This is a genomic window from Paenibacillus mesotrionivorans, assembly GCF_046098205.1.
In the GTDB taxonomy this organism is placed as follows: Bacteria; Bacillota; Bacilli; order Paenibacillales; family NBRC-103111; genus Paenibacillus_AR; species Paenibacillus_AR mesotrionivorans.
In genome coordinates this window covers 137,465-155,894 of the sequence record NZ_JBJURJ010000014.1, presented here as the reverse complement: position 1 = coordinate 155,894, position 18,430 = coordinate 137,465, and the positions used below count along the sequence as shown (strand labels likewise).

The 18,430-nt window shown below is 55.2% G+C and carries 17 protein-coding genes; 16 read left to right on the top strand and 1 reads right to left on the bottom strand.

The window, feature by feature from the left end; all coding sequences use genetic code 11:
- The first annotated feature begins 30 nt into the window (after positions 1-30).
- Entirely contained in the window at positions 31-435 is a 405-nt protein-coding gene (locus ACI1P1_RS20720) for a F0F1 ATP synthase subunit epsilon (protein ID WP_416218350.1), read from the top strand.
- A gap of 89 nt (positions 436-524) precedes the next feature.
- On the opposite strand, the gene ACI1P1_RS20715 is transcribed toward ACI1P1_RS20720, so the two are convergent.
- Positions 525-1,013, bottom strand: a complete 489-nt coding sequence (locus ACI1P1_RS20715; RefSeq protein ID WP_416218349.1) for a DUF3939 domain-containing protein — start codon at positions 1,011-1,013, stop codon at positions 525-527.
- Between the two features lie 360 nt (positions 1,014-1,373).
- On the opposite strand from ACI1P1_RS20715, the gene ACI1P1_RS20710 reads away from it, so the two are divergent.
- The 15 genes from ACI1P1_RS20710 to spoIID all read left to right on the top strand — a co-directional run bounded on the left by ACI1P1_RS20710 (position 1,374) and on the right by spoIID (position 18,413).
- Entirely contained in the window at positions 1,374-1,739 is a 366-nt protein-coding gene (locus ACI1P1_RS20710) for an NADH-quinone oxidoreductase subunit A (protein WP_416218348.1), read from the top strand.
- The gene (locus ACI1P1_RS20705; protein ID WP_416218347.1) at positions 1,724-2,245 is read left to right on the top strand and encodes a NuoB/complex I 20 kDa subunit family protein; all 522 of its coding nucleotides are present in this window, start codon (positions 1,724-1,726) and stop codon (positions 2,243-2,245) included. The genes ACI1P1_RS20710 and ACI1P1_RS20705 overlap by 16 nt, the downstream gene beginning before the upstream one ends.
- Positions 2,238-2,909, top strand: a complete 672-nt coding sequence (locus ACI1P1_RS20700) for an NADH-quinone oxidoreductase subunit C (RefSeq protein ID WP_416218346.1) — start codon at positions 2,238-2,240, stop codon at positions 2,907-2,909. Before ACI1P1_RS20705 ends, ACI1P1_RS20700 begins: the two co-directional genes overlap by 8 nt.
- Before the next feature lie 5 nt (positions 2,910-2,914).
- Positions 2,915-4,018 (top strand): NADH-quinone oxidoreductase subunit D, encoded by a 1,104-nt coding sequence (locus ACI1P1_RS20695; RefSeq protein WP_416218345.1) that lies wholly within the window; start codon positions 2,915-2,917, stop codon positions 4,016-4,018.
- Positions 4,018-5,025, top strand: coding sequence for an NADH-quinone oxidoreductase subunit NuoH (gene nuoH / locus ACI1P1_RS20690; RefSeq protein ID WP_416218344.1), 1,008 nt, complete (start codon positions 4,018-4,020; stop codon positions 5,023-5,025). The genes ACI1P1_RS20695 and nuoH overlap by 1 nt, the downstream gene beginning before the upstream one ends.
- Positions 5,026-5,072: 47 nt before the next feature.
- On the top strand, positions 5,073-5,528 hold the full coding sequence (gene nuoI / locus ACI1P1_RS20685) for an NADH-quinone oxidoreductase subunit NuoI (protein WP_416218343.1): 456 nt from the start codon (positions 5,073-5,075) through the stop codon (positions 5,526-5,528).
- 632 nt (positions 5,529-6,160) lie between these two features.
- Complete coding sequence (locus ACI1P1_RS20680; RefSeq protein WP_416218342.1) at positions 6,161-6,700, top strand: NADH-quinone oxidoreductase subunit J; 540 nt, start codon at positions 6,161-6,163, stop codon at positions 6,698-6,700.
- 1 nt (position 6,701) lies between these two features.
- Positions 6,702-7,013: an NADH-quinone oxidoreductase subunit NuoK gene (gene nuoK, locus ACI1P1_RS20675; protein WP_416218341.1), complete on the top strand. Its 312-nt coding sequence runs from the start codon at positions 6,702-6,704 to the stop codon at positions 7,011-7,013.
- Positions 7,014-7,054: 41 nt separating this feature from the next.
- Positions 7,055-8,938, top strand: coding sequence for an NADH-quinone oxidoreductase subunit L (nuoL, locus tag ACI1P1_RS20670; protein ID WP_416218340.1), 1,884 nt, complete (start codon positions 7,055-7,057; stop codon positions 8,936-8,938).
- Positions 8,928-10,586, top strand: a complete 1,659-nt coding sequence (locus ACI1P1_RS20665) for a complex I subunit 4 family protein (protein WP_416218339.1) — start codon at positions 8,928-8,930, stop codon at positions 10,584-10,586. The genes nuoL and ACI1P1_RS20665 overlap by 11 nt, the downstream gene beginning before the upstream one ends.
- Positions 10,587-10,645: 59 nt before the next feature.
- Positions 10,646-12,172, top strand: a complete 1,527-nt coding sequence (locus ACI1P1_RS20660; protein WP_416218338.1) for an NADH-quinone oxidoreductase subunit N — start codon at positions 10,646-10,648, stop codon at positions 12,170-12,172.
- 286 nt (positions 12,173-12,458) lie between these two features.
- Positions 12,459-15,200, top strand: coding sequence for a S8 family serine peptidase (locus ACI1P1_RS20655; RefSeq protein ID WP_416218337.1), 2,742 nt, complete (start codon positions 12,459-12,461; stop codon positions 15,198-15,200).
- A gap of 13 nt (positions 15,201-15,213) precedes the next feature.
- Positions 15,214-15,462 carry a DUF1146 family protein gene (locus tag ACI1P1_RS20650; RefSeq protein WP_416218336.1) on the top strand — a complete coding sequence of 83 codons (249 nt, stop codon included), beginning with the start codon at positions 15,214-15,216 and terminating at the stop codon, positions 15,460-15,462.
- Between the two features lie 317 nt (positions 15,463-15,779).
- Positions 15,780-17,108, top strand: coding sequence for a UDP-N-acetylglucosamine 1-carboxyvinyltransferase (gene murA, locus ACI1P1_RS20645; RefSeq protein ID WP_416218335.1), 1,329 nt, complete (start codon positions 15,780-15,782; stop codon positions 17,106-17,108).
- A gap of 255 nt (positions 17,109-17,363) precedes the next feature.
- On the top strand, positions 17,364-18,413 hold the full coding sequence (gene spoIID, locus ACI1P1_RS20640; RefSeq protein ID WP_416218334.1) for a stage II sporulation protein D: 1,050 nt from the start codon (positions 17,364-17,366) through the stop codon (positions 18,411-18,413).
- The last annotated feature ends 17 nt before the right edge of the window (positions 18,414-18,430 follow it).

Here is an 18,430-nt window from a genome sequence, read left to right as displayed (position 1 = left end):
AAAGTTATTACAGGACAGGAGGAATGGTCCGTGAGTACATTTTTATTGGAAATTGTCACTCCGGAGCGGAAGGTTTACGGGCAGGACGTGGAGATGATTATTGTCCGCGGCGCGGAGGGTGAGCTGGGTATTCTGCCTCATCATATTCCCCTGGTAACCCCGCTTGAAATCGGTCCGCTGCAAATCAAAAGAAACGGCGCTACTGAAATCATCGCGGTCAGCGGCGGTTTTATGGAAGTGCGCAAGAATAAAGTGGTCATTCTGGCTGAAACGGCAGAGTTCCCCTCCGAGATTGACCTGGAGCGGGCGCTGGCAGCCCAGCAGCGTGCTGAGAAGCGCCTGCAGGCCAGACGGGATGATGTTGACCACCGCCGGGCGGAGATGGCGCTGCAGCGTGCACTCAACCGGATGAAGGTGGCAAAAAAAGAGCATTAATCAACGGAGGGAGCCCCCCTCCCTTCATGCCCATAAAAATAGAGCAGCTCCAGAGGAATTCTGGGCTGCTCTATTTTTGTTGGTGTGTGTTATTCTTGGGGTACATGGGTGATCATATCCTCCAAATCTGTCAGGTAAAAGTCCACAGGTGGTTTTTCTTTCAGATAATAGTTGTTTTGCAGCAGGTTGTAGCTGATTTTCTTCCGGGTATCTCCAGGCAGGACGGGGATGTTTTTTTCTTCGATGATGTATTCGTCCACCGCCCGCTGCACCACATCCAGCCAGACGGCAATGTGCTTGTCCTCCTCCGGGAATATTTCGAAGGTCTCCCGGGACATGTAGTACCTCTCCTGGGGAATCCCTCCCATCACAGGGAGAAGCAGCTGGAAATTAATCTCGTTGTCTTGTCCGATGAGAACCGTCCGGTTAATCCCTTTGGGCAGATGCTGCTCAAATTCCCGGATAATCCGTTTGACGTCGTCGATGTTAGCGGAGACAACAGAGGGAGATAGCTCTGTACCCGCTTCCGTTTCAGCGGCATTCTTGGCGGCGTGGCGTTTCTTTTTGGACCAGAACATACAAGGCACCCTCCTTTTCTCGAGTTGTATGCGCTTTCTCACTACTATTATACCATATGAGAGCATCCAAGGTTTGTTCGCGAACGTTTTGTGAACATTTACCAGAGGTTGTAATATTCTTGCTTTTATCTGCATTATGGTCATCTCGGATTGCTTTTAATCTGTAACCGGGAATAAAATAAAGCAAGAGAGGATATTTTACCCTGTAATACAAGGTATGCAACAAAGTGGACAAAGGTTTATTTAAAATGATTTTTATTAGACACAAAATTGTAGGTTTGTTATAATTGGAGGGCGTTTATAAGATAAAGTTAAGCTCTCCATATGAAAAAACTATAGCTTACGGAGGTGATGGCGGTTATGTACACCAATAACTATGTTCTGGTGGCCATATTCATCGGCTTGGGCATTCTGCTGCCCATCGCTGCGTTAACCATCGGCCGGCTATTGCGGCCATCCAGACCCCTTCCTGAAAAGGCGACTACCTATGAAAGCGGTAACGAGCCTGTGGGAGTAGGTCAAGTCCGTTTTAACATCCGGTATTATCTGTTTGCGCTGATGTTTGTCATTTTTGATGTAGAAACGGTATTTTTATATCCTTGGGCCGTAGCGTACAATAAGCTGGGGCTTTTTGCGCTGGTGGAAATGATGGTGTTTGTGCTTCTCCTATTGGTTGGCCTCATCTACGCCTGGAAGAAGAAGGTGCTGCAATGGACTTCACTTTAAAGGATATTTCCCCTGACGAAAGAGCGGAGCTGGAGCGCAATGTGTTTATGACCACTCTGGAGCAGCTGAAGGGATGGGCGAGAAGCAATTCCCTCTGGCCACTGACCTTCGGGCTTGCCTGCTGCGCCATTGAAATGATGGGTACCGGTGCGTCCCACTATGACCTGGACCGGTTCGGCGTTATCTTCCGGACATCTCCACGGCAATCCGACGTGATGCTGGTGGCAGGCACGGTCACGAAGAAGATGGCCCCCCTTCTGCGGCGGCTGTATGATCAGATGCCCGAGCCCAAGTGGGTGATTGCCATGGGCTCCTGTGCCACTGCGGGTGGGCCTTATATCCGGTCTTATTCCGTTGTAAAAGGGGTGGACCAGGTGGTTCCTGTCGATGTGTACATTCCGGGCTGCCCGCCTAATCCGGCAGCGCTGATCTACGGTATCAACAAGCTTCAGGAAAAGATACGGTATGAAGCCAAAACCGGGAAGCAGGTGACGGCACGTGAGTGACGAAATCAAGGAGCCCTCAGGGGAACCCCCTGCACCTGCGGAGGGCGGAGCGGACGAAGCGGCGGCCAAGGAGGCCAAAGCCAAAGCAGCCGCGGAAGCCAGAGCGGCCCGGGCAGCCGCCCGGGAAGCGGCGAAGAAAGCCGAGGCGGGAGAAGAAGCGGCAGATGCGCCGCCCAAACCCCCGTCTCCGAAGCAGCCGGTGCTGGACGGATTCGTAGGCATTTTGAAGGAGGCGCTGGGCGAGGCTGCGGTACTGGAGGCTTTTATCAACGAAAGGGACGATCATCTTCCCTGTGTTGTGCTTGACCCCGCCGTAATGGAGGCGGCCGCCGCATTGCTCCATGACCACCCCGGCCTGCGGATGACGTATCTGCGTAATCTGGCAGGATCGGATTTGGAGACGCATCTGGAAGTGATCTATCATTTCTTGCGGATGGACGACATGCAGGAATTCGGTGTGAAGGTGAAGCTGGACAGGACGGCCCCTTCTGTGGCTTCCATCACTGGCATATGGGCAGGGGCGGACTGGCATGAGCGGGAAATCTTCGATTTATTGGGTGTGGATTTTCCGGGACATCCCAATCTGGTGCGCATTATGCTGCCGGATAACTGGGAAGGTCATCCGCTGCGCAAGGACTACGAACCGCTGGATCCGGAGGTGTGACACAAGTGGCATTGCGTACTGAAGAACTGCTCTTGAATGTAGGTCCCCAGCATCCTTCCACCCACGGAGTTTTCCGGGTGATCGTCAAGCTGGACGGCGAGGTGATTACCGAGGCGATTCCTGTCATGGGTTATCTCCACCGGGGCACCGAGAAGCTGGCGGAGAACCTGAATTATACGCAGATTATTCCCTATACGGACCGGCTGGATTATGTGTCGGCCATGACCAATAACTATGTGTTTGTAAACACCGTCGAGAAAATGATGGAGCTGGAGATTCCCGAAAAAGCCCAATTCCTGCGGCTGATTGTGATGGAGCTGCAGCGGATTGCCAGCCACCTGGTTTGGTGGGGTACATATTTGTTGGATATCGGAGCCATGAGCCCGTTTTTGTTCGCCTTCCGTGACCGGGAAACCATCATCGATTTGTTCAACGAGCTCAGCGGCGCCCGTCTCACCTATAACTACATGCGGGTGGGTGGTGTGAAGTGGGATGCTCCCGAGGGCTGGATTGAGAAGGTGCGGAATTTTGTCCGCTCCATGCCTGGGAAGCTGGAGGAGTACCATACACTGGTCAGCGGCAACGAGATTTTCCTGGCGCGGATTAAAGGTGTGGGGCGTTACGATGCGGAAACGGCCATCAATTACGGCTTGAGCGGTGCCAACCTGCGCTGTACCGGTGTGGATTATGATGTGCGCAAGAAGCAGCCCTATTGCATCTATGACCGCTTCCAATTCGATGTGCCGGTGCAGACGGGGGGCGACTGCTACGCCCGCTACCTGGTGCGGATGGAGGAGATTGTCCAATCCCTGCGGATTCTGGAGCAGGCGCTGGAGCAATTCCCCCATGAAGGCGAGACGATGGGCAAGGCTCCCCGGGTGCTTCGTGTGCCGGAAGGCGAGCTGTTCTCAAGCATCGAATCCCCGCGCGGGGAAATCGGCTGCTACATTATATCGAAGGGCAAGGATAAGCCGTACCGGCTGAAGTTCAAGCGGCCGTCCTTTGTGAATCTGCAGATTCTTCCCAAGCTGCTGGTCGGGGAAACCATGACCAACCTGATTACCATTCTGGGCGGAATTGATATTGTCGTCGGAGAGGTGGATGGCTGATGACGGATTTATTGACCCGAGAGCTGACGCTGGGCAGCTTCAGCCTGTTTCTCTTGGTGGCGGTTACCATGCTGCTTCTGGTATTGGGTTTCGTAACCTATGCTATCTTCTTCGAGCGTAAGGTCATCGGCTGGATGCAGCTGCGGCACGGGCCAACCCGGACGGGACCGATGGGGCTTCTCCAGACGGTGGCGGATGTGCTGAAGCTCCTCATTAAAGAGGATACCATCCCGGCCAAGGCGGACCGGCATCTGTTTATTCTGGCGCCGGCGATTGTGTTTGTGCCTTCCTTCGCCGTGCTGGCGGCAATTCCCTACACCAGCTGGGGGTACTTCTCCAGTCTCAATGTGGGGGTGCTGTATTATGCGGCGCTGTCCAGCATCTCTACCATTGGCATTGTGCTGGGGGGCTGGGCTTCTAACAATAAATACGCACTCTTGGGCGGCATGCGTTCCGCGGCTCAGATGATCAGCTACGAAATTCCCCTGGTGATGTCCATGACCGGCATTATTATGATGAGCGGCACCATGAACATCCGGGACATCGTGCTGCATCAGGGCTCCGGCTTCTGGAACTGGAACTTCCTGCCGCAGATTGTAGCCTTCGGCGTGTTCCTTATAGCAGCCGTTTCCGAGCTGAACCGGACCCCCTTCGACTTGCCGGAGGCGGAGTCGGAGCTGGTGGCCGGCTATCACGTGGAATACAGCGGCTTCCGGTTTGCGTTCTTCATGCTGGCCGAGTATGTATACATGTTCGCCATTGCGGCATTGACCACGGCTATGTTCCTGGGCGGCTGGTATGCGCCCTTCCCGTTCCTCGAGTTTATCCCGGGCATCGTCTGGTTCCTGCTGAAATTCGCGTCGGTGGTGTTCCTCTTGTTCTGGCTGCGGGCTACCATGCCCCGCGTCCGGATCGACCAACTGATGAGCTTCGGCTGGAAAGTGCTGCTGCCCTTGGCGTTGGCTAATATTTTTATTACGGCGCTGGTGATGGAGCTATTCAGATAAAATACCGGTCCCGGCCGGTCATTCGCAAAGCGAAAGGAGGCGTTCGCATGAAGGGAATTGTCAAGGGAATGGGCTTCACCTTCAAACAGATGCTGAAAAAGAAGGTCACATACGCCTACCCGGATGCACCGCTTAAGATGCCGGACCGCTTCCGGGGAATCCAGCACTTCGATCCGGAGAAATGCATCGTCTGCAACCAGTGCGCCCGGATCTGCCCCACGGAATGCATTACCCTGACGGGCAAGCCCAATCCTGACCCGGAGAAGAAGGGCAAGGTCATCGATACTTACGACATCAACTTCGAAATCTGCATTCTCTGCGATCTGTGCACGGAGGTATGTCCCACTGAGGCGATTGTGATGACCAACAACTTCGAGCTTGCGGCATTCAGCCGGGATGATCTGTTCAAGGACCGGGATTGGCTGGACAACAATAACAAGCTGGTCCGCCAGGACAATATCTCGCAGCTGCCTAAGGGCAAGGCCGGGGCGGCGAAGGAGTAAACGTACGGTGGTTGAGTTCGGGTGATGGTGTGACGCTCTCCTGGTGGGGGAACGGGCAGAGAAATTGTTTTGATTTCCCAAAGGATCATACATTCAAAGTGCGCATTGGTAAAATATGGGGTATACTGGATGTAATCATGGGCTTGTGCGTTGATGGGCAGTTTGGCTTAGGCAGCCGGCTGCTGCAAGTTAGATGTGGGACGCTGCTGCGTGTGATGTGGGCCGGCTGGGACGTTGGGTGCTGCACTCCCAAGGGGCTTACGGACGTGAGAGCCGTTATTTGGCGAAAAAAGGCTGGTTAGAATTTCTAACGGACATGAGAGCCGTTATTTAACCTAATTGAGCCGCAAGTTGGCCTGAAATGAGGAAATAACGGCTCTGTGGTCCGTTAGAAGTTCCAAGGCGGGGTTTAGCGCGAAATAACGGCCTCCTGGTCCGTAAGAAGTCCGCCCATTCCATACCGGCAGTCGCCCATGAATAGAAGCTGGTTCACACGCCCGCTCACGAAGTAGGCTTTCCTCACGGAAAGCCCGGCGGATGCTTACGAAGTTAGTTTTTGCTCACGCAAAAACTCAGCCTATGCTCACGAAGTAGGCTTTGCCTTACAGCAAAGCCCTTAGGAGGTACTCGGCATGCTCGGTTCAATCTGGGACGGCCTGAAGGATTTGTTTTTGACTCCTGCCAATTTGATGTTTTTTGTGTTTGCCCTCCTGGCCATTGGCGGCGCGATCTTCGCTATGAGCCTGACCCGCGTAATCCATATGGTGGTTTCCCTGGCCGTGACCTTCCTTAGTCTGGCGGGACTGTATGTGCTCCTGAACGCGGAATTTGTGGCGTTTGTGCAGGTGCTGATTTATGCCGGCGCCATTTCGATTCTGATGATCTTCGGCATCATGATGACCAAACATGAAAGCGAGGAAACGGAGCTCAAGCGACCGCTGCATAACTGGCTCCTGGGCATCGGCATCGTCGCTTTTTTCGGCATCCTGTTTTATGCCATCCAGAATACCAGCTTCCCTGCTCCAACGGCCTTTGATCCCGGCGAAAACAATACGGAGGCCATCGGCATCCAGCTGTTCAGTGCCCATGTGATTCCCTTCGAGCTGATGTCCGTGCTCCTCACAGTAGCATTCATCGGCGCCATTGTGCTGGCCAAACGGGAGGAGGAGTAGTATGAATGACCAAATCAGCTCGTATCTGATGCTGGCCGCCATTCTGTTCTGCATCGGCTTATACGGGGCTTTATCCAAAAAAAGCGCCATTATCGTGCTCTTGTCCGTGGAGCTCATGTTAAACGCCGTGAACCTGAATCTGGTGGCGTTCTCTAAGCTGGGGGTCAACCCCTCCATTACCGGACAGGTATTCTCTCTGTTTACAATAACCGTTGCGGCGGCGGAGGTTGCCATAGGGGTGGCCCTGCTCATTGCTTTGTACCGGAACAGAGGCACAACGGATGTGAATGAAATGGATATGCTCAAAAAATAAGTCTGTCCAATCGTGTAAGGAGATGCATCTAAGGGGGGTTCGTGTTGGAATTCTCACATCTGGCGTGGCTGGTTCCCGTATTTCCGCTGCTGGCCTTTCTCATTCTGATCGCCTTCGGCAAGCAGATGAAAAGCACCGGTACGATCGTCGGCACCTTCGGGGTGCTGCTGTCTCTTATTCTTTCGCTGCTTATCCTTTTCGAACGCCTGGGGGATGTGCGGGATTACCGGTGGGATGAGTTTGAATGGCTGAAAATCGGGGATGCCTCCGTTCGTTTCGGCTTTGAAGTTACCAACTTGAATGCGTTAATGCTTGTGGTGGTGACATTGGTCAGTGTATTGGTGCACCTGTATTCGACCAGCTACATGGCCAAGGACGAGCGCATTACCGTATTCTACAGCTATCTGTCGCTGTTTACCTTCTCCATGCTGAGCCTTGTTATATCGCCTAATCTCCTGCAGCTGTACGTCTTTTGGGAGCTGGTAGGAGTGTGCTCGTTCCTGCTGATCGGCTTTTGGTACCAGAAGCCAGAGGCGCGGGCGGCAGCCAAAAAGGCCTTTATCGTCACACGGATCGGGGATGTGGGGCTGTTTATTGCGGTGCTGATGCTCTTCTGGCATGTGCCCGGCCATAGCCTGGATTTCCCGTCCATTCACAATGCGTTCCAAGGAACGCCGGACATCAGTCCCGGCATTATCACCTGCATCGGGATTCTGATCTTCGTGGGTGCGGCAGGTAAATCGGGCCAGTTCCCGCTGCATGTCTGGCTTCCTGATGCCATGGAAGGGCCAACCCCCATCTCCGCCCTGATTCACGCGGCGACTATGGTTGCGGCAGGGGTTTATCTGGTAGCCAGAACCTACGACATCTTCCTGGCTTCCGATACGGCATTGCTGGTAGTGCTGATTGTCGGCGCCTTTACCGCCATTTTTGCCGCTACCATCGGACTTGCCCAGAATGACATCAAGCGGATTCTGGCGTACTCCACAGTCAGCCAGCTGGGTTATATGATGATGGCCATGGGACTGGGCACCTGGATGGCGTATACCGCCGGGATTTTCCACCTGTTTACCCATGCCTTCTTCAAAGCCCTGCTGTTCCTGGGAGCAGGCAGTGTAATCCATGCTGTACATACCCAAAATATTCACGAAATGGGCGGAGTGGGACGCCGTATGAAGGTGACCGCCTGGACCTTTGCCATTGGCGCGTTGGCCTTGTCCGGTATCGTTCCGTTGTCCGGCTTCTGGTCCAAGGATGCCATTCTGGCGGTGGCCTATCATGAGAACAAGCTGGTGTTTGCCGTAGGGCTGCTTGGCTCCTTCCTGACCGCCTTCTATATGGCTAGGCTGTTCATGCTGGTCTTCACCGGGAAAAGCCGGAGTGAAGGGGCGGCCCAAGCCCATGAATCCTCCGCTGCCATGACCGTGCCTCTGGCTGTTCTGGCGGTGCTGGCAGTAGTAGCCGGATTTGTATTTGTACCAGAGGCTAACTCCTGGCTGGGCGACTGGCTGACAGACGGCAAGGCGGGCACGGAAAGCCTCGAATGGACGGTCATGATTCTGTCTACGGCAGTTGCTTTGGCCGGTCTCGGATTAGGCTGGTGGATGTACCGTTCCGCAGGCGAGCGGACCCAGGCGGAGCCAACCGGTTTAGCCCGTGTCCTCAACCGCAAATATTACGTGGATGAGCTGTATCAGCTGGTTATCGTCACCCCCTTGCATAAGCTGGCCCAGCTGCTGCAGCTGGTGGATGATTTCATCATTGATGGAGCGATCCGGGCCGTTGCCGCCGGGGTTCGGGGTATCGGTTATGTGGGACGGCGGGTGCAGAACGGCCAGGTTCAAACCTACGGTCTGGTGACCCTGTTGTCCATTGTGGTGATAATCCTGGCTTTTGCGGGAAGGAGGTTCTTCCATGTTGGATGATCTGCCGATTCTAAGCATGATAGCCTTCTCGCCGCTATTGGGTGTATTGGCGCTTTTGTTTATTCCGAAGGAAAACGGCAAAGCCATAAGGCTCACAGCCATCATCGCCACCCTGATTCCGCTTGCGCTGGTCACCTGGCTATACGTGGATTTCAATACCTCCAGCGCCGGATACCAGTACGCCGAGCAGTATAGCTGGATCCATCTGCCGCTGCCCATCGGACCTGACCTGACGCAGCAAATAAGCAGTCTGACTCTCCGCTTCGACTATATTGTGGCGGTGGACGGCATGTCTCTGCCGCTGGTATTCCTGACCGCACTGGTTGCGGCGATGGCGGCATTGGCCTCCAAGTTCATCAAAAAACGCTGGAAGCTCTACTATATCCTGTTCCTCGTGTTGGAAACGGGAATGTTCGGTGTGTTTATGGCCCAGGATCTGTTCCTGTTCTTCCTGTTCTTCGAAAGCACTCTCGTGCCCATGTTTTTCCTCATCGGCATCTGGGGCTTCATCCACAGGGAGAAGGCGGCCAACCGGTTCCTGCTGTATAACGGTGTCGGTTCAGCCATTATGCTCATTGCGTTCCTGATTCTGGTGGCGACAGCGGGTTTCGGGCAGAACGGCAGCGAGTTTTACTTCACCGGCCATCTGGGGGAAATCCAGAAGAATCTCTTTGGCTCCGGTGCCGATTCGTATGTGAATATGATTGCAGAGGGCAATCCCTTCAATTTAAAGGAAGCCTTGGAATGGACCATCCGGTTAAGCGACAGCTGGTCCTGGACCATCAGCGGCAGCCATGTGATGTTCCTGCTGATCCTCATCGCATTCGGCATCAAGCTTCCCATTTTCCCGTTCCATACCTGGATGCTGAAGGTCCATGCCGAAGCTCCGCCTTCCATTGTGATGATTCACTCAGGGATTCTGCTGAAAATGGGGGCGTACGGGCTGATCCGCTTCGGGGTGCTGCTGTTCCCGCAGGAGGCGAAGTCCTGGGCGCTGACGCTGGCTATACTGGGCGTAATCAATATTCTGTATGGAGCGGTGCTGGCCCTCCGGCAGGATGACTTCAAGCTGCTGCTAGCCTACTCCAGTATCAGCCACATGGGTGTGGTGATCCTGGGGATCGCCGCCTTTAATCTGACGGGATTGGAGGGGGCTCTGTTCCAAATGGTGTCCCACGGGCTGATCTCAGCGCTCCTGTTCCTGTTAGTGGGCAGCCTGTATGAGCGGACGGAGACCACCGACCTGCGGGAGCTGGGAGGGCTGGCGAAGTCTTTGCCGTTTATCTGCGGTATCCTGATGGTTGCCGGTATGGCCTCCCTGGGGCTTCCGGCCTTGTCCGGCTTCCCCGGCGAGCTAATGGCCTTCCTGGGATTGTTCGATTCCCTGCCTGCTGCCGCAATAGTAGGGGCCTTGGGAATTATCCTGGCGGCGGTATATGTGCTCCGCGGAGTGCTCGGCATCAGCTACGGCCCGGTGCGCCCGGTTTACAGCGGCCTGAAGGATGCCCGGCTGGTGGAGGCGATCCCGATGATCATCCTGGCGGCGTTTATCGTCCTGCTGGGGGTATATCCGGGAATCCTGACCCAGACCATGTACCAAACGGTAGCCGATTTCGATTCCTTCATACAAACCATCACGGCAAAGTAATAGCATATGCTTACGATGCCAGCTTTCACTGTTGTGAAAACTCTTAGGAGGTTAGATCAATGGGTCAATTAAGTGGACTTCGCGTCGGGGATTTAGCATATATGGCCCCGGAGCTGGCCTTGGTCATCTCCGCCATCCTCTTGTCGATTTTGGATTTGTTCATGCCTGCCAAGCAAAAACGGACACTTCTCGGCTGGCTCACGGTGGTGGCGCTGGCGGTTTCCGCAGCTCTGGTCATCCCGCGGCTCGGTACGGATGCTCCAATCTCCCTGCTCAATCAGAGCTACCGGCTGGATGACTTCGCGAATCTGATCAAGCTGGTGCTGCTGACAGGCACCGGACTTGTGGTATTCATGAGCCTGGGCAGTGTGGACAGAGAGGAGATCCTCCACGAGGGAGAATTCTATTATCTGTTCCTGCCCGCCGTCCTGGGCGGAATGATTATGGCCTCCTCGGCTGACCTCATCACCTTGTACGTCGGTCTGGAAACCTTGAGTATCACCACCTACATCATGGTCGGCATCCGCAAGAAGCATCACCTGGCTAACGAGGGTGCGTTTAAATACCTGATCCAGGGCGGAATTTCCTCAGCGGTGATCCTGTACGGCATGTCCTTCCTCTATGGCATGACAGGAACCACCAATCTGCTGGAAATCCGCACGGCGCTGGATTCGACGGCTGCAGCCGAAAGCTTCGGCCCCATCCTGTACTTGTCCTTCTTCCTGCTTCTGGCCGGCTTCGGCTTCAAGGTGGCGGCGGCCCCATTCCATACCTGGGCGCCGGATGCATACCAAGGGGCGGCTACGCCTGTGACCGCTTTTCTGGCGGTGGTGTCCAAGGCGGCGGCGTTTGCCGTTACGTTCCGGGTTTTGATCTACGTCTACTACGATCTCCTGGCCGGAAGCACGGATATGCCATTGGGCCATGACGCCTTCCTGGCCGTCTCCGGCCTTGCGGCTGCTGCCATGATTATCGGTAATACCATGGCGTTGCGCCAGGCGGATCTGAAGCGGCTGATGGCCTATTCAGGGATAGCCAACGCAGGTTACCTGTTGGTGCCTATCGCCACAGGCTACTCCATGGTGCATCACAGCACCTTCGAAGAGCTGCTGTTTTATCTGATTGCCTACCTGTTCATGAACATCGGCGCCTTCGCCATGATTATGCTGGTGGAACGGTCCAGCGGCGGAACAGCCCTGAAGGGGCTGGCCGGATTGTACTACCGGGCACCGTGGTCGGCGGCGGCAATGGTCCTGATCATTCTCTCCCTGGCCGGAATTCCGGTTACAGGCGGGTTCTTCGGCAAAATCTTCATTATGTTCGGCGCCGTAGCCAATCATCAATATTGGCTGGCAGCTGTGATGATTCTTACCAGTGTGATTTCCTTCTATTATTATTTCGGGCTGGTCAGACAGATGTTCATGCGCCGGGACGAGGAGGAAACCGTCCTGCGTCCGGCTGCGCCGTTGGTTATTACCCTCTGGCTATGTGCCGCAGCGGGAGTGCTGATGGGCTTCTTCCCCCACCTGCTGATAGAGGGAATCAGCCAGATTTTCTCCTTTACCACCGATTTCTGGTCCGCATAAAAGAGTGGCTGCTGCAAGCTGATGAATGCCGGTTTCCCGTCAACAGGGGGACCGGCTTTTGCTGTTTTGGGCGTGGCGGAGGACCCTTGATTCAGGCCGTGAAGTCCCTGAATGTCCAATGCTCTCTGCCAGCAAAATGGATGCGCTTCCACAATAAGAAATTTCCCCCATACGCCCCACAACGAACAGATGTGATGTATAATGTGGCTTTGGAGTGTTTTTTAATAGAGGGTTCCGCCATGCATCATGCATAGCGTAGAAAGCCGGAACCCGGGAGGATCTGGAAATGAAGATGGAGCGATCCATTGGATATAGATATATAATCATGCTCTTGGGGCTGGCGTTGTTTATATGCGCCGGCATTACGAACGGCTCCTCTGTCCGGAGCACCGGAGAGCAGCCGGGTAAATCCGCAGAGGTTCCCGCCGAATGGATCATTCAATGGCGCCAGGAGCCGCCGGAGGCATTCCTGGCGGAGAGCCGGATCGTCCGGCAATATCCGGCCTCCCACGTCACTGTAGCCCTGCCGCTGCCTGAGCTGGGGGAAGAGGAATGGCTTGCCCATTGGAAGGGGAGCCCGCTGGTAGAGTCCATTTCACCTAACCAGAAGGTGAAGGTGGCGCGTACGCCCAATGACCCGCTGCTGCCCAACCAGCATTATCTGAAGCAGATTCGTGCGGAGGAGGCCTGGGACGTGGTCACCGGCTCGGATCTGGTGATTGCGGTGGTAGACACCGGAGTGGACCTGACCCATCCCGACTTGAAGGACAAGCTGGTGCCGGGCATCAATCTCATTGAAAACGGTACATATCCCGATGACGATAACGGGCACGGCACCAATGTGGCCGGGGTAATCGCCGCTGCAGCCGACAATGATAAAGGCACGGCAGGCTTGCTGTGGAATGCGCGGATAATGCCCATCAAGGCATTGGAGGCTGACGGCAACGGGGATGAGGATAAGCTTGGGGAGGGCATCCGCTATGCCATTCATAACGGAGCCCGTATTGTTGTCCTGTCCTTGGGGCTGAACAAACAGTCCGCCTATATGGAGCAGGTTGTGGCGGAAGCCGAGCTTGCCGGTGTGCTGCTGGTCGCCGCCTCCGGCAATGAGGGGGATGCGGTGAAGTACCCTGCTGCGTACGATACGGTTCTGGCCGTGGGCGGAGTCGGGGCCGACAATATGCGGGACCCGTTGTCCAACTATGGGCCGGAGCTGGATATTGTGGCCCCGTGGGTGGTGTTTACTACCGTCCGGGGAGGCGCTTACGAATACCGGGACGGTACCTCTATGGCTGCCCCCCAGGCAGCCGCCGCCGCAGCTTTGGCGTGGGCCACCCACCCGTCCTTAAGCCCCGTGGAGCTGCGCAATCTGATGAAGCAGACCGCCCAGGATATCGGACCTGCCGGCTGGGACCAGGAGACGGGCTACGGGCTTCTGCGGGTAGACAGAGCCGTGCGGGAGGAACTGAAGCGCGACATATATGAGCCGAACAATCGTCAGAATGCGGCCAAGCCTATTTCCTCCAACAAAAGCATTACTGCTTATCTGGAGCCGGGGGACGAGGATTGGTTCTATTGGGAGGCCCCTTATGACGGCTACGCGCAGTACAAGCTGACCGGGGCAGCGGTGGACATGACGGTTGCCCATGTGACCGAAGGCGGCACAGAGGAAGCCGAGCTGCCGAATCCCACCGGAAATCCCATACCCGTCAAAAAGGGCAGGCATTACGTCCGCATTACGGGCACTGGTTCCTCCGCTTACTCCTTTAAGGTGAACTTCCGGATTTACGAGGATCCGTTTGAGGATAATGACCGTCAGTATAAAGCTTACATGCTTCCGTCGCGGAGCCAGCTTTTGGTAGGCACCTTCAGCCATAACCAGGACCAGGACTGGTTTAGCCTTCCTGTGGATCAGCCGGGGACCCTGCGGCTCAAGGTTACACCGGATACGTCGCGGATGGACCCTGTGCTGACTTTCCTGAAGAAGGGCGGCAAGGAGCTGGTTATTGACCATAATGGGGATGGCGAGCTGGAATCCTATCAGGCGGAGGTCACGCCGGGGCTCTATTATATCCGGGTATCCAATTTGGCAAGCTATACGTATCCTATCGTGGGTGAATATATCCTGGATATCCATCTGGCCACCACCTATGAAGACCCCTACGAGCCCAACAACAAATCCTATCAGGCCACTACCCTGGTGCCGGATGAAAATTACCTGGGTGTCATTGATCCGGATACGGATGTGGATTGGTACAGGTTCAAACTGGAGGGGGAAAGCAATATCCATCTGGAATTTAACCTGTTTCCGGATTCCGACGCAGTGAACCTCCAGCTGCTGGACGGCACTCTGAAGGAGATTCAGATGCCGGTTTCTCCGGTAGACAAAAACAGCTGGGGCTCCAACCTGACCCTGCCTGCAGGCACTTACTATATCAAGGCATTCTCTACAGCGGGAGTCCGCCAGCAGCTGTACAGCCTGGAGCTGCATGTAGACCGGCTGGTAGAGGGTTTTGCCGATATTTACGGGCATTGGGCGGAGCCGGTGTTGAGCAGTCTGGTCCGCAAGGGTTATATCAATGGCTACGGTGGAGGCAATCTGTATCCGGACCGTCCAATTACCAGAGCGGAGGCAGCAGCTATGCTGGACCGGGCGCTGCGTCTGCAGGACGGCATCGCTCCCGGGTTCGGGGATCTGCCGCAGGAGCATTGGGCGTATCCGGCGGTTGCCCGGCTCTATAAGGCAGGTATTGTGCGTGGGGTAACGGCCACCTCCTTTGCTCCGGACCGGAGCATTACGCGCATGGAAATGTTGAATATGCTGGCCAGTGCCACCGGCAAACGGGGGGCTTCCGGATTTGGGCCGCCGTTTCCGGATGTGAATGAATCCTATTGGGGGGCGTCGGTACTCCGCCAAATGAAGGATGAGGGCTGGGCGGAGGGATATCCGGATGGCACCTTCCGGCCGGAGCGCTCAGCAACCCGCGCGGAATGGATGCATCTGGCTGCACGAATGCTGAAGCTGTAAGGGGGATAAAGGGATGGAGAATGACGCGTTTTTTACCGGCCTGGGTATTACAGGGATGACCTATATTGTGGTGGTCCTGATCTGTATTGCGTTTTCCTGGTGGGGCCTTCAGCAGCTCCGCCTGGATGTTTTTTTGAAGAATCCCAAAAGCACCCCCGCCAAGATCCTGCTGATTTTTCTGTCCGTTGCCCTGGGTTATCAGGTAGCCAGCTTTCTGATTGCTTATTTTGAATGGACCGGGATGATGAAGGGGCTGTTTTAAGCCTATCGGCTTCCGTTTTGGCGGATTTTATAAGGGCTGTATGCAATCTGACAGCATAAACATACGCGGGGAGCGATTAAAGCTGCAGTTTGCCGGGTAGATTCGAGTATAGCGTTTATTAAAGCGTTTATAAAAGGCAGGCTTCCGGGTAAAAGAACCTGCAACCGAATAACATCCGCACAATTTGTCAACAATGGGAGTAAGAAATATTGCGTGATTCATGTCCGCCCTACGGCTTCAAAATGAAAGGCGGCTGCGAATGCTGTGGATAGTGTGCATGGAATGAAAGACGAATCTGTTACGCGGAGGTTAGCCATATGAGCCATATCATCGTCCGCGGCGGCAAGCGACTGGCGGGAAGCGTCCGCATTGGGGGCGCTAAAAACGCTGTGCTGCCCGTTATTGCAGCTTCTTTATTGGCTTCGGAGGGCGAAAGCGTCATTCATGACGTGCCATATCTGGAGGATGTAAAGGTGATGCACCGGCTTTTGGCCACGTTGGGGGCGAAAGCGGAATATTATAATGAAACAACACGCATCAATGCGGAACATATTACCTCTTTGGAGGCATCCTACGAGCTGGTGCGAAAGATGCGAGCATCGTTTCTGGTGATGGGGCCGCTGCTCTCCCGGTTTGGAGAATGCCGTGTATCCTTGCCAGGAGGCTGCGCCATCGGCACCAGGCCCATTGACCAGCATCTCAAGGGATTCGAGGCTATGGGTGCCCGCATCGAGGTAGGCCAGGGATATATTGAGGCCAGAATCAAGGGAAGGCTCAAGGGTGCCAAGATTTATCTGGATGTAGCCAGTGTAGGTGCAACGGAGAATATTATGATGGCCGCGGCTTTGGCCTCGGGCACTTCTCTGATTGAGAATGCTGCCAAGGAGCCGGAGATTGTGGATCTGGCCAATTACATAAATGCAATGGGCGGCAAGGTCCGCGGTGCCGGGACCGGAGTGATCCGCATTGAAGGGGTTGAACGCCTTCACGGCGCTGTACATACGGTGATTCCCGACCGGATTGAAGCGGGCACCTATATGGTCGCAGCTGCCATTACCCAAGGGGCCATTCGAATTGAGGGGGCTATTTACGATCATATGATGCCCATTGTCAGCAAGCTCCAGGAGATGGGCGCGGAAATCCGCGAACTGGAGAATGGGCTCTCTGTATACGCAGACCGCAGACTGACCGCCGTTGATGTGAAAACTCTGCCATACCCCGGATTTCCTACGGACATGCAGGCGCAGATGATGGCGCTGCTGGCTGTTTCGGAAGGGACCTCGGTCATTACGGAAACCGTCTTCGAAAACCGCTTCATGCATGTGGAGGAGCTGTCCCGCATGAAGGCCCATATTAATGTGGAAGGGCGCGCCGCTGTTATCAACGGCCTGCACCGGCTGGCGCCGGCTAAGGTATGCGCCACCGACCTGCGGGCGGGAGCGGCTTTAATACTGGCGGGTCTTGTCGCCGACGGAGAAACCGAAATTACAGGCCTGCACCATATCGACAGAGGGTATGTGGATATGGAGGGCCGCCTGGCCGCCATGGGCGCCGATATCCGCCGGGTGGACCCGGAAGCGGAACGGGAGCGTACGGAGGAGCGTCAGGACGTGGGTATCTTCGCCATCTCGCCTACCTGGGCGTAGAACATACGTTAAAAGGAGCATGTCCGGCAGCATAAAGCTGCACGGGGCATGCTCTTTTTTTGCAGCTGGAGGCCAGAACGTGTTTGCAAATACGGCCTAACACGCCCTAGCAAACGGAACAACCAAGGGGTTCTATCAAAAGGAGCGGGCTCATAGGATAGATAACAACCTATTCATCCTACTACATGGGAGCTGCGAGAGAAATGAGCCCGTCTATTTTTGCCGCAGTTCTCCTTGGAACCAAAGGAGCCCGCTATGAATCTCACGAACCACATCAAGAGACATGTCCCTCTCTGGATGGCCGCAAGTCTTGCAGGGGCATTCCTGCTGACGCTTACCATCCACGCATTAGTGCCGGATTCCCCCAAGAGCCAGACTGCCCCGCCGGAGAACGGGCAGCCTGCAGCCGCTGTTCTGGCCAACACCCAGTCCATTGAAGCTTCGCTGCCGCTGGTGCCGGTGTATCTTTCCCGGGAGAAAAGAATCGATAAAGTCCCCATAGAGGCCTATGTACGCGGGGTAATTGCCGCGGAAATGCCGGTGGATTTTGAGTTGGAGGCGTTGAAGGCCCAGGCACTGGCCGCCCGGACCTACATTGTCCGCCGCCTGCAGGACAATGACACCAGCCAGGTTCCCCTTCAAGGTGCCGTCGTTACGGATACGGTAGCCCATCAGGCTTATTTGACCCAGGAGCAGTTGAACGGCAAGTGGAGCGGATCTGCCGCCACGACCAATTGGGAGAAGCTGAACCGTGCCGTGCTGGAAACGGAGGGCCGGATTATCCTCTATGACGGGAAGCCGATCAATGCAGTCTTCTTCTCTACCAGCAACGGCTATACCGAAAACTCCGAAGACTATTGGGGAGACAAGGTTCCTTATCTGCGGAGCGTGCCCTCTCCCTGGGATGCCAAGCTATCACCCCGTTTCAAGGAAACCGTGAGTGTAACCTACAAGGATTTTCTGAAAAAGCTGGGCTTAAGCGGTACGGTAACGGCATCGGCCGGTGTCACCGGCAGCAAGGTGATCTCCACAACGGAAGGGCACCGCATCGGCAAAATCAGCATCGGCGGCAAGTCCTTCACCGGACGTGAGGTCCGGGAGAAGCTGGGCCTCAATTCCTCCCAATTTGAATGGAAGCTATCGGGCGGTGAAGTGAAGATTACCACCTACGGCTACGGACACGGGGTGGGCATGAGCCAGTGGGGCGCCAACGGCATGGCCAAGGAAGGCAAAAGTGCGGAGGAGATTATCCGTTATTACTATAAAGGTGTGAGTATCAGCAGTGCAGGTTATCCCAAAAGCTAGACCGTAACAGTCCTACT